This window comes from Legionella sp. W05-934-2 (assembly GCF_964199965.1).
Taxonomy (GTDB): Bacteria; Pseudomonadota; Gammaproteobacteria; order Legionellales; family Legionellaceae; genus JAFIFT01.
In genome coordinates, this window is record NZ_CAXMZT010000003.1 from 45,990 (window position 1) to 62,554 (window position 16,565).

Sequence of the window (16,565 nt, forward strand, 5' to 3'; positions counted from 1 at the left end):
AAATGCAACTATGCGTGATGAGGATCAAATGCGTCTCGAATCGCATCAGCAAAAATGTTGCCTGCGAGCACTAACATAAACATAAAAACAAACGCAGCGAGCATTGGCCACCATACAATTGGTTCACGCGCCAATTCTAAACGAGCCCCATTAATCATATTTCCCCAACTAATAGTTAAGGGTGATACACCCACGCCCACATAGGATAAAACCGCTTCGGCAAGCACGAGAAAACTAAAATCCAATGCAAGGGTTATGACAACGATATGCATGACATTGGGTAAGAGATGCCTGACGATAACCGTCCAAGCCGATGACCCCAAGGCGTGCGCCGCTTGCACAAAGTCAATTTCACGCAATTTTAAAACTTCCGCACGCAGTAATCGACATAAACTGGTCCAGCTGGTCACCCCTAAAATAAAACAAAGGGCTAGTAAACGGGCATCTGCGCGCTGGCCTAAGGTTGGAAACATGTCCGGATGGTTGGCAATATACGTTTGTATGGACAAAACCGATGCGGTAATCAGCAATACCCCGGGAATGGAACTTAACGTGGTGTAAGTATACTGGATTGCATCATCGACCCACCCACCAAAATACCCAGCCGCAATGCCGCCAAGTAATGCTAAAGGAAGCATGAATAAAGTGGTTAAAATACCAATCACTAAGCCGGTTCGGATGCTTTTAATCGCATAATATAAAATATCCTGCCCTATTTTACCGGTGCCAAGCACATGCAATCCTCGAGATAGCGAATACAAACTTATGCACAAAAATATAAGAACATAGGTCGTAAAAAACATCATTCGCACTGTGCGTCTAAAACGCCAAGACTTAGCTTTGCCAAAATCACTCAAAAAGAAGTAGATGCCCCATACGATGAGCAGTAATCCCGAGGCAACAATCAACGACTGCACCAACACACTCATGACAAAGGTATTTTTTTCACTGTGCGTTTGGATAAAGGGTGCAATATGGTGCAAACGCGGATAAATCTGCTCCATTTGGCCATTGACTAGTTTGGTTTCACTGGTATACAGGTCCAACGCTAGCGGCGCTGAATAGGATTTTTCGAATGTTTGTCCAAGCGGTGATAATATTTCATCGAGGAGGGTATATTGATGATGATACCCTGGCAATTGAATGGAATCGAGGATGCCAATTGTTAAAAAAATGACGATGACAATCCCGGCACTCATCGCCATGGGTCGATAAAACAAGCGCTGGTAGGCTCGACGGATGGGTGGGTGACGAAAACTCAATAACACTGCAATGATGCCAAGCACGATGATGCTTAAAAAGCAGATGTCAGTCCACAAAAATTTCATCCCAGCCTCACTCTTGGATCAAACAACGTATAGGAAATATCTGTCAATATTAGGCCAACGATATAGAGTACCGAGCCCAAGAAAACCATTGAACGAACAATGGCAAAATCTTGCTGTGAAATGGCATCGATGATATAGCTACCAAGTCCTGGTATGCCAAAAAATGACTCTAATACCAGGCTTCCCATGAATAAAGACGGGATAATCACCACCACACCCGTTAAGATAGGTAACATGGCATTTTTAAGGACATGAACAAAGAGCACGCGTCGTTCAGAAACGCCTTTCGAGCGGGCTGTTCGAACATACGCACGATTTAGCTCCTCTAAAAATAAGGTTCGGTACCATCGAGCCCCCGAGCCGATACCACTGATGACTGCCACTAACACGGGTAAAACAATAAATTTAATACTCTCCAACCCGCCGTCATAACCAGAAATAGGTACCCACCGCAGCAATTTTCCAAACAAATATTGGCCACCGATGATGTAAAATAGACTGGAAATCGACATCAACATAATACACACAACAACTGCGATTGTATCCACACTGCTGGAGCGGAAAAATGCCATGCACATGGCGATAAAAATATTGATGAAAATGCCAATCAATAGAACAGGGATAGCAATGGCGAGACTAGGCCACATTCGGTTGGAGATATCATAGCTGATATCCCGTCCGCTATCAGATACGCCAAAATCAAATAACAATAATTTCAATGATTTTTGCGTGAATAACGTTTGGCTAAACTGCTCAATACCGGCTTTTTGATCGTTATAAAATAATGGTAAATCATACCCATGCGTTTTTTTCCAATGTTCGATGACACTGGGTTTAACATGTTTCTCACCCAATTGCATACGTGCCATATCATCCGGCGAATTCACCATAAAAAATAAGGCAAAGGTTATAATATTAATTCCAATGAGGATTGGAACCGCATAGAGCATACGTTTTAAGATATATCGAATCATTGTGATGGCACCCGTTTCACGGTTTGATGTTCCCTGCGCCGGTAGCTGACCCACACCGGGAAGATTAAGCTAAGCAATAACAGACCCACAAACAGCATTGGCCACAAAATCGGCTGATTCCATGTTTGTCGTTGCTTGTTGCGCAAGGCAATATCAATGTCCATGTATTGTAGCGTATTGATTCCCAATGTACTTGGCTTTGAAGCAGATAACCATTGTTGGGAAATCGTTAACATTTGAGCATAAATGCCAAAAGCCACGGGTGATTCATAGCGCAATATTTCCATCATCTCATCAATTAGCTGAAGCCTTTCTGGACTGTTTGGCATATTTTTCATTTTTTCAAACAATCGATCAAACCTTCGATTGCGATAATTGGTGGCATTTTCTCCCCCATGTTTGACCTTGCCATTGGCTCCATACATCAGAAACAAAAAGTTCTCTGGATCAGGGTAGTCAGCTCGCCATCCCCAAGTAAACATTTGCGCATTGCCTGAGCGCAGTTTTTCTTGGAATCGATTATATTGCGTTGCCCTGATATGTAACGCAATGCCTAATTTGCTAAACTGCTTTCGCATCCAATCCAGCTGGGATTTATCATCCGGCCCCGTCGTACTCATCACATCGTAATTCAACACCAAGGGCCGCCCTGTTTTGGGATCAATGCCGTTGGGGTAACCTGCTTTTCTTAATAGGTGTTTTGCCTCAGCAATGGAACGTCTTGTCACTTGGTTATTTGCCCATTTATACACATAGGGATTGAGCCCTTCTCTACCGTGTCGATGGCCAAAAATTCCCGGCGGTATAATGCCTTGCGCAGCAGCCCCCCTTCCATTTAGGAAAATGGCAATGTTTTCTTCATAATTAATGGCAATTGATATGGCCTGACGTAACAAGCGCGCTCTTCTTGAATGCCCTCCGACAACGGGATCAAGCATGTTGAAACCCAAATAATAGATGGAAGGATCATCCAATACTTCTAAGCGCATTTTCTTCTGCTTTAAACCATCGGATAGGGATATCGCACCGGATGGATTAACATGGATTGCTTGATCGTAGCTATCGGATGTAATCCCCGATAGATCATAATAGCCCTGCAAAAACTTATTCCATCTTGGCATTGATTCTTTTTCTAAGGTAAATATCGCCTCATCAATTAAAGGCAAGCGCTTGCCAGCATGTCGCGTATATCCCTTATCGATATCTTCTTGGTCAGTCGATTTTGGAAAATAGACTTCACGATAATTGGGGTTTTTAGTGAGCACCATTTGCCGGTTAGGATTATTCTCAGTCATCATGAAAGGACCCGTCCCAATTGGATACCAACTCAATTTGATGTTGCGATCATCCATGCCCTCCTGAGAATAAAATTTATCCGCTTCCCAAGGAATTGGCGCAAAAAATACCATCTCTAGCCAATAGATAAATTGCTGATATTGTCCCTTCAAGGTGATTTGGTATTGATATCGGCTAATTTTTTTTACGCCTTCTAATGGATATTTGCGTAAATCCAGCCATTCATTAGTCTGTGGCGACGCTGAAAACTGTTCATAAAACTTATCAAAACCGAGAATATGTTCGCTCATCAAACCATAAATAGGTGAGCTAATCTGGGGTGTCGCTAACCTTTTTATTTGATAAATGTAATCGTCTGCCACTAATTCTCGAGTTCCGGTATGGGGAAATTCGGATAATTCATAAATATCCTTGTCTTCTAGATAATCGGCGGGCAAATTGAGGTAGCGGTAGTTCCCTTGTGCATCTTTTGCCAAAGCGGGATGCGGTTGATAGTAGATGCCTGGTTTAATGGTAATGGTATAAACGGTTTTTGCAATCTTGTCGCTATGTCTAATAGAAATTTCATTGCCTTGTGCATCAAAATACGCCACCTTCGGCATTTCTGTCACTGTTCTTGGTATCAGTTGATAGGGCCTTTTATAATAGTCGTACCGAAGTGGGGGCTCATATATCTGGCCAGTAAACACAGCCTCATTCATCGAGTAAGATGTTGCTGGATCGAGTGTTTTAGGTTGTTCAGTAAAGGATGTATAGTAAATTTTTTTCGATTGTTGTGACGCTGGATAAGGATTATTCCACACATCCGCACTAACCCCCTGTGTGAGAGTCAGTGAGATGACAAAACAAAGCATCCTTTCAAAGGTCATAGTTCGAAATTTGTAGTATCAAGTAACTCCATGTTACTCCAAAATGTCATAGGTATGCTATTGAATTTTCAACTAATGGAATGAGGACACGCCCTAGCGACATACCCTAAAGATACTTTAAAAAGTCTTCTTCACTTAAAATAGCCACGCCTAGCTTTTCTGCTTTCTCTAATTTTGAGCCAGCTTCCGCCCCGGCAATCAAATAATCTGTTTTAGCCGACACACTGCCCGTCACTTTAGCGCCAAGTTCTTGTAGCTTCTCTTTGGCAATGTCTCGACTCATTGTGGCCAAAGTTCCGGTCAGTACAACGGTTTTCCCAGACAAAGGATGGTTAGTTAACACGGGCTTGGATGCTTGCTTTGGCCAATGAATGCCTGCTGCTAACAGCTTTTCGATGACAGCTTGGTTATGGGGTTGGGCTAAAAAATGAACCACGTTGTTAGCAGCAACTGGCCCTATATCGCTCAGCTGTTCTAACGCCTCTTCATTGGCCTGATAAAGTTGCGTGAAATCAGGATAAGCCTTTGCCAATACTTGTGCACCAACTTCCCCAATTTCTCGAATGCCTAGTGCATATAAAAATCGAGCAAAGGTGGTTTTTTTGCTCTTGTCGATGGCATCGATGAGATTTTGAGCTGACTTTTGCCCCATCCGCTCTAAACTTGCCAGTTGCTGCAAATTTAAATGATAAACATCCGCCACATCGTTGAGAATGCCTTCATCCACCAGTTGTTCGATAATCACAGAACCTAACCCATCAATTGACATGGCTTTTCTGGAAGCAAAATGCCAAATAGCTCTTTTTAACTGAGCCGGACAGAATAACCCACCCGTGCATCTGGCCACCGCTTCTCCCGGAGTGCGGATAACTTCGGACTGGCACACCGGGCAAGCCTTGGGAAGCTCAATCATTTGGGCAGATTGAGGACGCTTTTCCATCACGACCGATACGACTTCTGGAATAACATCTCCCGCCCGCCTGATGATCACCGAGTCACCAATACGAACATCTTTCCGCTCAATTTCATCCATATTATGTAAGGTGGCGTTACTCACGGTGACACCGGCTACGGAAACCGGTTTTAACCTTGCCACAGGGGTGAGTGCGCCTGTTCGGCCTACTTGAAAATCAACTGCCTTTAAAACAGTCATCTCTTCGACCGCCGGAAATTTGTGGGCGACAGCAAACCGAGGCGCTCTGGCCACAAACCCCAGTTTTTGTTGCATGGCAATATCATCAATTTTATACACGCACCCGTCAATTTCGAAGGGTAAGTTGCTTCGCGTTTGCAACAACCGGTTATGATAGGCCAAACAACCTTGAAGGCCGGTCACCTGTTCAACTAAATCCGAAATTGGAAAGCCCTGATTTTTCAGCCATTGAAGTTGCTGATAGTGACTGTTGGGCAACGGATAATCTTCATCTATCGCCCCGATACCATAGCAATAGATAGACAGCGGTCGCGATTGAGTAACTTTCGGATCCAACTGCCTCAAACTACCTGCCGCGGCATTGCGCGGGTTAGCAAAGGTCTTTTCTCCCTTGGCTCTGGCATGTTGATTAAACTGCTCAAACCCCACAATGGGCATAAACACTTCACCGCGCACTTCCACAAAAGCGGGAATATCTGTGCCGCGCAAACGCAAAGGAACCGCACGAATGGTTTTGATATTGCCGGTGATTACCTCCCCCATTTGACCATCCCCTCGCGTCGCTGCAGAGACTAACTCCCCATTTTCATAAGTGATATTCACGGCCAAACCATCGAGTTTTGGTTCGGCGGTGAACCCCAATGACTCGGGAGAGACGGATAGTTTGTCAGATACCCGCTTTATAAAGGCTTTCAGCTCACTTTCTTCAAATACATTGGATAAGGACAATAATGGTTGGCGATGAGCAATGGGCTCAAGGGCTGAATCAAGCTTAGCACCCACTCTTTGGGTGGGGGAGTCTGCTGAAATATAGTGAGGATTTTCATGCTCCAACTGTTGAAGTTGACGAAACACGCGATCATACTCCGCATCAGGGACTTTGGGGTTATCGAGCACATAATAGGCATAATCGTACTGACGAATGGTGTCTCGCAGTGCTTCAATTTGTTCTTGGATGGTGAGGTGCTCTTGGTCAGTCGTCGGTGATATCATGCTCTAACTCTTCGGAAGGCTTATCAAATTCCACGGATTCAATCTTGACAAAGCGGGAGGTAATTTTTTTCGCAGAGATATGTACTTCGGATACATCTTTATGCGCTTGCTCGATATGGCGGCTTAAATTATCCATCCGTTTTTCAAATCGTTGGAAATCCACAGCAAGATGTTGTAAATGCTCTTGAATAATATGCACTTGCTTCTTCGTCGCATCATCTTTCAACACGGCCCGAGCGGTGGTTAACACCGCCATCAGCGTTGATGGCGATACCATCCATACTTTTCGTTGATGGGCTTTACTGACCAAATCCGGATAATTGGCATGAATTTCAGCAAAAATCGCTTCCGCAGGAATAAACATGACAGCCCCATCGGAGGTTTCTTCTGGAATAATATATTTATCAGCAATATCGTTGATATGCTTTAAAATATCCTGCCGGAATTGTTGCTGCAGTGTTTTCCTGATAGGCGCATCTGCCCCAGCCTGATTGATTTTTTGAAACGTTTCCAAAGGAAATTTGGCATCAATGACAATATTGCCAGTTGGATTAGGCAAAAATAAAATACAATCCGCTCGTTTCCCATTACTTAAGGTATGTTGCATTTTAAAATGATTGGCTGGGATCATATTTTCGATTAACCCCGCCAGTTGCACTTCACCAAACGCCCCTCGGGATCGTTTATCGGTCAACACATCCTGCAAACTGACCACATGCGTGGATAATTCGGTGATTTTCTGCTGGGCTTGATCAATAATCGTCAATCGTTTCAAAACATCTTGGAATGTTGCCGAGGTTTTTTCCAACCCTTCACTTAATTGCTCGTTCACCTGCTTGGTCATTCGGTGCAAATGATTACGTATTTCTTCAGTCAATGAGCGAAGATGAGATGTCAATGAATTGGCATGTTGGCTAAAACTATGATTAATTTGCTCTCGAACGTCCTTCATGTGACCTTGAATGCTATCAGCAATTAATTTATTAACCGCTAATTGTCCTGCATTGATTCGCTCAGAGACAACCTCCCGCTCCTCATTGGATAAACGTTGCATATCCAACTGCATCGTTTGCCAATGGGATTGTTGTTCCTCTAATATTAAACAAAGATGAGCATGCCACCGCCTTTGCCGCCAAAACATCACCATCACCCCAACCCAAGTTGTGGCCAAACCGACCACAATGACGAGGGAGAGAAAAGCAGGTGATGACGTTAAATTTAGCCAATTCATTCAGCATCCAATTGAGTCAGTGGGATTTTTTCATTATAACGATACACCGGTTTTAATTGTGCATCATCGACTAATTCAAGTTGCCCCAAATAATACGGTTCATGCAGGTTTGAAGGCAAGGGCTTATCGAATTTTAATACCATTTCTTTGGTACCAGGATCTAACCAAGCACTGGTTTGGGCAAGGGCAACCGAATGGACATCCCCATCGTCGCCAGTCGCATAAATTACCCCTTGTAGTTGATAACGGCTAGCTTGCAACGTTTCAACCTTGGCATTTAATACAAGTGGCTGGTCCAAGGAAGGCCGGTAAATTGATCGTATTTTTGCCGAAGGAACGACATAGGAAAAGACGGCACTGGCGGTACGAATGGTATGACTACCATTGATGGTCAAATCCGCCATGACCTGAAAATACCAATTCTCACCCTGCGCGACTTGTTTGGATTGAACGGGGATTTCCCCATGGTACTGGAGTCCACCATCACTATTGAGCTCAACGGGGATTCCATCTCCCGTGGGACCAAATATCCGCGCCTCAATCCAGTTCACCGTTGGCATATTGAAATCATCTTTGACATTAATCACTGCTTTGACCGTTTCGCCCACCTGGTAGCGGGTTTTATCAAGTGCCACGGACATATACAGATTAGCCATTTTGTCATAAACACTTAATTGCCATTGACTCGTATTATCCAGATTTTCATCCTCATAAACTAAATAAGGACGTTGGTTGGATAAGCCTTGTTTAAGTTGAAAAATCAACGCAGGGCCAACGTCAAATTGCTTTTTGAATTCTTGCTCATCGGACAAAGATTGCACCATATCCACTAAGGGCTTTTTTTGTTTTCCGGTCTGAATCGCCCATTTTTGTTGCCAATTTTTGCTCACTTGTTTGGGCGTGACCGGGGTGACACGAATAATGGCGCCTTCTGCCAAAACACCTAGTTCGATCCCTTGTTTAAGCTCCTGCCCCGTCACTTTACGATAATATCGTTTGCTAATGACTGGTTTCACATCAGCGGGGACCATTGCCTTATCCTCGATTAACCAACTCGTGGATAATGTACTTTTGCTAAGATTCACACAACTTGGACATTGATAATGGTAGAGGGATTGATCAGGAAGCTTCAGCGCCTGAGATTGATTAACTAAAGCTAATAATAGGGTAAAAGGGATTAATCGTCTCATGATTTAACTCCTGTCAATAATGCGGGAATGACAATTTTATCTAATCCAAAACAATTATGGCGACTTTGATTATGACTTAACGTGGTAGCATTTTCAGTTTTTTGATAATCATAAAACCATAGTTGCCCCGCCGCGAGTTGTGATTCACAGTTTAAAAAACCATCGGCACAATAATCCAGATAAATTTTAGTGACTTTCAAGGCACTGTTTAGGAAATAGCCATTACAGTAACTGGCCGAATTCATGGGGGATGCCGTGACATCGGTCCCTACTATCACATAAAAAGGCTTAATCAAGCTCGGTCTATTTTCTGTCCCTAACAGGACTTCTTCATTAAAAATAGCCATATCACCGACTTGTTGTTGCTTTACGGAGTCGCTGCGATAACCCAATAACCATCCAAGACCCGCTTCCAAGATGCCACCATTCATGACTTCATCGGCTAAGGGGGTTCCGCCACTCGAGGGGGCAATGGCTATCACTTGATCAATATAGTTAGCAACTTCAAAGAACCGCTCGTCATAAGTAGGATTGGACAATATCCAGCGGACCACGTTGGCGCCATCTGAATGGGAGTAAACACTGACTTGTTTTAAATGCTTTTCTTTCACAAACCATTGGATTTGCTCTGCCACACATCCTGCAGCGTCTTCATGCCACATATACTGCAAAAAGTCACAGTGAACAACATAAAGATTATCGGGATTCGGTAGTTGATTTCTGACTTGATCTAAAAAATCCTCTTTCCAATATCCCCCTTCCGCATCGACTCGATGATCCCGCGTGCCATGAACAAAAACAACGCCTTTATCGACATCAATGGCATATGCTTCATTGATAAAAACGCCTAGAAAAACAATGATTGATGCAACTATCCTAGCTATCGTCATACCACCAACTCCCTGACTATAAAAACCCGTTTTCATTAAACCTCTTTTTTGTAAAATACGCAATAGATTATACTTGTTGGGCTTTGAGCAGGACGAAAAATCATTACACTTTGCAAGCACGGGCACGGGCACGAAAAGCATACTGATTGTTGTCCTATGTACTACTTGCAGGGATCTACCTGCCTTCTAAATCAGTTCTACGATTTGACGAAAACTTTCCATGTCGGGTTGGATGGTTTGGTAGGTGGCAGGCTTTTCAAGCATGGCTTGTAATGAAGAGGGAGTTTCGATTGGTACATTCACCAACGGTTCCACAATCGCGTTAAATTTAGCAGGGTGGGCAGTCGCAACGATGACAGGTGGTTGCTTTGTTTCAAGGGATAAAGAACGATAATACGCGGTTGCTGTATGAGGGCATAAAATATAGCCCTCATCGTGATAGGCTTGTTTTATCGCTTGTTCAATTTGGGGATCGGATACCGATTGGGCATTGACAGCTTCTTTGAACGTCGTAAAGTCACCCAATAAATGCACCAAGCGTTCCAAATTACTGGGATTTCCCACATCCATGGCATTGGCTAATGTCATCTTGGTCGGCTGAGGATGATACTCACCGGTGTTTAAGTATTTAGAAAGGACATCGTTGGCATTATTGGCAATGTAAATGTCCCCCACTGGAAAACCTGTTTGTTTTGCCCAATAACAGGCGACGACATTGCCCAAGTTGCCCGACGGCACCACAAAATCAATGGGGGCATGATATTGCTTGTGCAATTGGGTGCTGGTATAGGCGTAAAATAATTGCTGAGGCAATAAGCGCGCAATATTGATGCTATTTGCCGTTGTCAACTGAATCCTTTCCGCACCACTAGCCATCATCCCCTTAACCATTTTTTGGCAATCATCAAAATTGCCTTTGACGGCAATAGCGTGAATATTGTCTAGCCAGCAGGTGATTTGCTGTTGCTGGCGAGCGCTGATTTTTCCTTCAGGAAATAAAATATACCCCGTGACATTATTTTTATGATAGAGCGCTGCTGCCACTGCACTGCCTGTATCGCCAGACGTGGCAACGATAACTTTAACAGGCCTTTTAATCGCTAGCTGCTCTAAACAATGGGCAAAAAAACGGGCGCCAAAGTCCTTAAATGATAAAGTGGGGCCATGAAATAACTCAAGGACAAGTCGCCCCGAAGGGAGCTTCACCGTTGGCATGGAAAAATTAAAGATTTGCTGGCAATCAGCCAGGGTCAGTGAGATCGATGTTTCGATAAAATAAGGATGCAGTAAATGATAGGCAAACTCCGCCAAATGATTGCATTGGCGGAGGGTATCTTGATCATAACAAGGAAATTGCTTAGGAACATATAATCCTCCATCGCTTGCCAAGCCATTTAAAATTGCTTGTTCGATGGTCGTTTCCCGCCCTTCCCTGGTTGAGATCATCATGCTATATACTCCTTGCTCCGCATTCGGCGATGGTCGATAGGATACTATCATAAGGTATTGAATGGTACTCATACACTTCACCCATTGCTTGACCTATGTAGGCTGCTTGCTCTTTCGAGCCACTTAACGCAAATAAAGTGGGACCAGCGCCAGAAATTGAACAAGCAAGCGCTCCTGCTTTGAACGCTGCTTGCTGAACTGTTTTAAAATGGGGGATTAACGATTGACGATGTGGCTCAATCAGCTCATCTTTACAAACTTCCGATAACAAGAGCCGATCCTGCGAATATAACGCGGCAATAAATGCCGCAAGACGAGCGCTGTACTGAATCGCATCCGTCAAAGGAACTAATTTTGGTAATACTGCTCTTGCTTGCTTGGTTTCCACCACCACATGAGGATGAATGAAAACAGACCATAAATCATTTGTCGGAAGCTTTATGACAGAAAGCGGTTCAATGGCATGAATACACACTAAACCACCTAGCAAACAAGGCACTACATTATCTGCATGGACACTACCGGTAGCCACTTTCTCACCGGCTAAAGCAAAAGGAATGAGATCCATCGCTGCCAGAGGCTTATTTAAAAATTGATTAAAGGCAACCACGGCTGCTACGCTACTGGCTGCAGAACCACCCAGACCGGAACCCAAAGGAATACCTTTTTTTATCGACACATCTAAACCCACCTGGCAATTGAGGGATCGTTGCATCGCCTCAATGGCTACGGTTGCCGTATTTTTTTCGATTTCCATTGGTAGGGGAAAATCACTGTCTATGTGTTGAATAACTAATTCAGTATCCTCTCGCCGTTGCAGGCTTACTTCATCCCCAATACTGTCCAAAGGGAAACCAAGAATATCAAACCCGACGGCTAAATTGGACGTAGTTGCTGGCGCAAAGGCGCAAGCCTGCTGTCTGTCATTTATCATAAATAGGATACCAACTTAAGAAAATCTGCAAATATTCCAGCCGCAGTCACATCTAACCCTGCGCCCGGTCCTTGAATAATCAGTGGTTGTTTATCATAGCGACGACTTTGGATTTGGAGGATATTATCGGTTCCATGGATATTGGCAAATGGGTGGTTCGCTGGATAAGCCTTTAAACTAACGCTCACTTGCTCATCTTCGATAATACCCACATAAGCAATGCTTGCCTGACCTTCCAATAAATTCTTTAAATATTGATTAATCTCGTCTTGATAATGGGGCAATTGTTGCAAAAATTCGTCCTTCGTCACTTCTCGAAGTGGTTTTGGTACTAAATTTAATAGCGAAACCTCATTTAACTCTGTCTCTAAGCCAATTTCACGCGCAAGACAAACAAATTTTCTCGCCACATCCAGCCCATTTAAGTCATCCCTGGGATCGGGTTCTGTATACCCTAAATCGTAAGCAGATAAGACGCTTTCAGCGAAACTTTTTCCTTGCGCGCATTGGTTAAATATATAAGACAATGTCCCTGAAACAACCCCTTCAATCCGTTTTATCTGATCCCCAGTGTCAAGTAAATCACGAATGGTTTTAATGACTGGCAAACCGGCACAAACGGTTGTTTCATACAAATGAAAGCGGCGACGTTCAGCAAGTTTCGATTTTAAGGTAATAAACTGAGCCATCGGTGCTGCGTTGGCTTGTTTATTAGGGGTAATAATGTGACAGCCCATGTCTATCATGTCGATATAAGCTTGGGCAACGATGGGCGAAGCACTGCAGTCGATAATAACCGCGTGAGGAATTTCTTCGCTGGCGATATGATGAATAAATGCTCTTAAATCAGCCTTACGTTTGGATTTGGCTTGTTCCCAGTCCTTCAGTGTGACTTGCTTATCCGATAGGACCATTTCTTGGCTGTTAATAATCCCTCTTAAGCGAAAGTCAATGCGAAACTGAGAGCGTAAATTCTCGATTTCGTCCTCTAACTGGCCTAGCAATACTTGTCCTACCCCGCCAGGGCCGATTAAGCCGACTGAGATAGCTCTATCGGATAAATAAAACCCACCGTGCAACGCACGAAGTGAGCGGGTTGTATCATTTTCATTGATAATCACGGAAATATTTCGCTCAGAAGCACTTTGAGCAATGGCTAAGATATTGACTTGGGCCTTGGCCAAATTTGAAAAAAATTGCGCTGCAACACCGGGATGGCCGCACATACCATCCCCCACAGCAGCAACAACACTGCAATCTTGTTTTAATATTATCCCAGCAATGATCCCTTCTTGACGTTCCACCACGAGTTCTTCTTCAATCAACGATTGAGCTAATTGGCCATGGACATCACTGACCACCAAGCTGATTGAGTATTCGGAGCTTGCTTGAGAGATAAAAATAACGGAAATCCCATGGTGAGATAAGAGCCCAAATATCCGGGCTGACATACCACAAACCCCTAGGATTCCAGTCCCCTCAATGGTAATGAGATTGACGTTTTCCATGCTTGTTAGCCCTTTTACGATGTACATCGAGGGGCGTTGCCTTTCATCAATCCGGGTCCCTGGCTCCGATAATTTGTGTATATTTTTAATAATAATTGGGATCTTGGCTGAAATCGCCGGTTGCACGGTTTGTGGGTGAAGGATTTCAGCGCCAAAATAGGCTAATTCAGCCACTTCTTGATAACTCACATAAGGCAATACAAATGCACTTTGTACCCGAGTTGGATCAGCGCTGTAGATCCCATCGACATGCGTAAGCTTTGTTAACGATTTTGCTTTTAACACTTTGGCATATATCGCTGCTGAAAAATCGCTGCCATTATCGCCTAATAACGTAAAAAGACCATCTTGTTCCTGAGCAATATAGCCGGGTGCAATGACTGTATCAAATGCTTCTTTTGGCATTTGCTTGGTCAGATTTGTTTCCGTTTGCGTCCAATTCACTTGGGTGACGCCATCGAGCCGATGAATGGTAATTATTTTCGCAGAATTTAGCCAGACCGACTTCTTGCCTAACATCTCAGCCACCAATCGGCTGGACCATAATTCCCCTTGCCCTAACACCCAATCTGCCTGAAGTTTCGCATACCGACCGAGTAACTCGATGCTAGTCAAAACTGCTTTCAAATCATTCATGGACTCATTAAATAGCGATGTATAGACACCCGTATTGATGCCTAAATCAGCTGCTAACTGTTTATGAAACATTTCCAGTTCTACCAAAATGGGCTCATACGCTTCACCGGATTTTGCCAACGCTAAGGCTTTTTTTAATGCGTTTGTCGTGCCGCCAGCTGCGGATACAACCAACAAAGATTGTTCTAAATTAATCTCTTTAATTCGGTCAAATCCCGCTTTATCCTGTAGGCAACGACCGCCAATTTTGTATACTTGATTTATCCGCATAAGAGTCACATTATGAAGTAGCTTGGATCTATCTTACCGTATACCTATAAAACTGCAAAACATACATAATCGAGCACAAAGCAAATTTACGGGTTTGAACTATACTTAAGAAAAGATAAAAAAATGAGCGACTTATGCATAAAACGCTTAAGCGAATGGCCTTATACCCTAAACGCTCAACTATCATCCTGTTTGGAACAAATAAATGAAAGGAAATAAGCAGCCAAAAGAGAAGTTGGACCAGTTACAACAGAAATTTGTTTCTACCATGAGTGAGAGCATTGGGGAGATGGAAAATCTTTGTCAGAAAATCAATCACAATGGCTCAGTTGACAGCGACAAAATGATCATCCGCCTCACAAAATTACTAAACAAATTCATTGGCTCCTCCGGATCGTATGGATTTTATAACCATAGTCGCCTCGCAAGCAAAGCCCAATCGTTTGCTGAACAATTCCGAGAATCCCCTAAAAATAAAGAACTCGTCAACCGCTTACAAAACTGTTTAACATCCCTAGCGTCACTACCCATTGATGTTGAGATGATGAATTTGGATTTTGCCATTGGACCAATCAAAAGTCCCGGCCTTGTTTTTATACTCGATAAACATGGTAAAGAGAGTTATGAATTGAAAGATCATCTGATGCTCACGATTGATGAAGTGACAATTTTTACTCATATCAAAAGCTTATTAGAGGCATTAAAAGAGCGAACCCCTGCTATCATTATTTTTAATATTGATACAGTCGAAGAAGCGGTGCAAATCTCTCGTTTTATTTCACGCAAAAGCAAAGCTTACTCGATTATTTTCCTCAGCCAAGACGGGTCGTTTGCCACGCGTTATGCAGCCATTCAATGTGGCGCTGATTTTTTTGAACTAAAACCGTTTGACCCCAAAATTATTGGCGAGAAAGTGTTTGCTATGATGGATGAGCAAAATGGCCATAAAACGAAAATCTTAGCGGTTATCGATAATGAAGAACAGCAAAAATACTTTGAATTATTGCTAACTGAGTTAAATTGTGACATACAAATATTAAATAATCCGCCAAACATATTCACTTCAATTCTGTCTTTTGAACCGGATGCCATTATATTAGACATGAAATTACCTCAAATAAGTGGACCCGATTTAACCCGACTCATCCGTCAATACAAAAACTACGCATCCATACCCATTATCTTTATTTCTTCCGATAATTCCGTTGACAGCATATCCGAAGCGTTCCAAGCAGGTGGTGATGAATATTTTGTCAAGCCTGTCGACATCGAAGTCTTATATAAAACGATTCGTTCGCGAGTAAGGCGTCATCGAGAAATCAATCGATTAATTCATGAAGATGGGTTAACTGGTTTATTAAATCATCGCAGTACCCATAATCAGTTGCACAGCGAAATTGTTGCGGCAAAGCGCTATGAGTTCCCATTAAGTATTGTTGAAATCGATGTCGATAAATTTAAGTTGGTCAACGATACCCATGGGCATCCTGCTGGCGATAAAGTTTTAAAAAATCTAGCCATGTTACTTAAATCCCACTTACGCGAATCGGATCATATTGGCCGAATAGGTGGCGAGGAATTTTTAGTGATTATGCCAAGTACCACCATGAAAGATGCCCATGACATCACTGAACGATTACGCGTTCTATTTTCTGAGATCGATCATGAAGACAAAGGATCACATATTTATTGTACATTTAGCGCAGGGATAGCTCAGCTTGATAAGGCTGACACGTTAAATACTTTTTTAAAAAGAGCAGACGAAGGATTATACGAAGCAAAAGCTTCTGGACGAAACCAATCTGTTGTCAAAAAGCCTTTGCGTCACGGATAGAAGAACGAAT

11 protein-coding genes are annotated in these 16,565 nt (G+C 43.1%); 1 reads left to right on the plus strand and 10 read right to left on the minus strand.

The genetic code is table 11. The features are described 5' to 3' along the window. Positions 1 to 8: 8 nt before the first annotated feature. From AB3348_RS03825 to thrA, 10 genes are all read right to left on the minus strand, one after another. The gene (locus AB3348_RS03825) at positions 9 to 1,328 is read right to left on the minus strand and encodes an ABC transporter permease (RefSeq protein WP_367606237.1); all 1,320 of its coding nucleotides are present in this window, start codon (positions 1,326 to 1,328) and stop codon (positions 9 to 11) included. After that, the gene (locus AB3348_RS03830) at positions 1,325 to 2,302 is read right to left on the minus strand and encodes an ABC transporter permease (protein ID WP_367606238.1); all 978 of its coding nucleotides are present in this window, start codon (positions 2,300 to 2,302) and stop codon (positions 1,325 to 1,327) included. The genes AB3348_RS03825 and AB3348_RS03830 overlap by 4 nt, the downstream gene beginning before the upstream one ends. Further along, complete coding sequence (locus AB3348_RS03835; RefSeq protein ID WP_367606239.1) at positions 2,299 to 4,467, minus strand: ABC transporter substrate-binding protein; 2,169 nt, start codon at positions 4,465 to 4,467, stop codon at positions 2,299 to 2,301. Before AB3348_RS03835 ends, AB3348_RS03830 begins: the two co-directional genes overlap by 4 nt. Before the next feature lie 106 nt (positions 4,468 to 4,573). Beyond that, on the minus strand, positions 4,574 to 6,613 hold the full coding sequence (gene ligA, locus AB3348_RS03840; protein WP_367606240.1) for an NAD-dependent DNA ligase LigA: 2,040 nt from the start codon (positions 6,611 to 6,613) through the stop codon (positions 4,574 to 4,576). Beyond that, positions 6,594 to 7,844, minus strand: a complete 1,251-nt coding sequence (locus AB3348_RS03845; protein WP_367606241.1) for a DNA recombination protein RmuC — start codon at positions 7,842 to 7,844, stop codon at positions 6,594 to 6,596. The genes ligA and AB3348_RS03845 overlap by 20 nt, the downstream gene beginning before the upstream one ends. After that, the gene (locus AB3348_RS03850) at positions 7,841 to 9,034 is read right to left on the minus strand and encodes a DUF4785 domain-containing protein (RefSeq protein ID WP_367606242.1); all 1,194 of its coding nucleotides are present in this window, start codon (positions 9,032 to 9,034) and stop codon (positions 7,841 to 7,843) included. The genes AB3348_RS03845 and AB3348_RS03850 overlap by 4 nt, the downstream gene beginning before the upstream one ends. Next, positions 9,031 to 9,924 carry a hypothetical protein gene (locus AB3348_RS03855; RefSeq protein ID WP_367606527.1) on the minus strand — a complete coding sequence of 298 codons (894 nt, stop codon included), beginning with the start codon at positions 9,922 to 9,924 and terminating at the stop codon, positions 9,031 to 9,033. Before AB3348_RS03855 ends, AB3348_RS03850 begins: the two co-directional genes overlap by 4 nt. A gap of 186 nt (positions 9,925 to 10,110) precedes the next feature. After that, entirely contained in the window at positions 10,111 to 11,373 is a 1,263-nt protein-coding gene (gene thrC / locus AB3348_RS03860) for a threonine synthase (protein WP_367606243.1), read from the minus strand. Between the two features lies 1 nt (position 11,374). Further along, positions 11,375 to 12,307: a homoserine kinase gene (locus AB3348_RS03865; protein WP_367606244.1), complete on the minus strand. Its 933-nt coding sequence runs from the start codon at positions 12,305 to 12,307 to the stop codon at positions 11,375 to 11,377. Then, entirely contained in the window at positions 12,304 to 14,721 is a 2,418-nt protein-coding gene (gene thrA, locus AB3348_RS03870) for a bifunctional aspartate kinase/homoserine dehydrogenase I (protein ID WP_367606245.1), read from the minus strand. The genes AB3348_RS03865 and thrA overlap by 4 nt, the downstream gene beginning before the upstream one ends. A 205-nt stretch (positions 14,722 to 14,926) precedes the next feature. Here thrA and AB3348_RS03875 point away from each other — a divergent pair, with 205 nt between their 5' ends. Then, positions 14,927 to 16,555 carry a diguanylate cyclase gene (locus AB3348_RS03875; RefSeq protein WP_367606246.1) on the plus strand — a complete coding sequence of 543 codons (1,629 nt, stop codon included), beginning with the start codon at positions 14,927 to 14,929 and terminating at the stop codon, positions 16,553 to 16,555. The last annotated feature ends 10 nt before the right edge of the window (positions 16,556 to 16,565 follow it).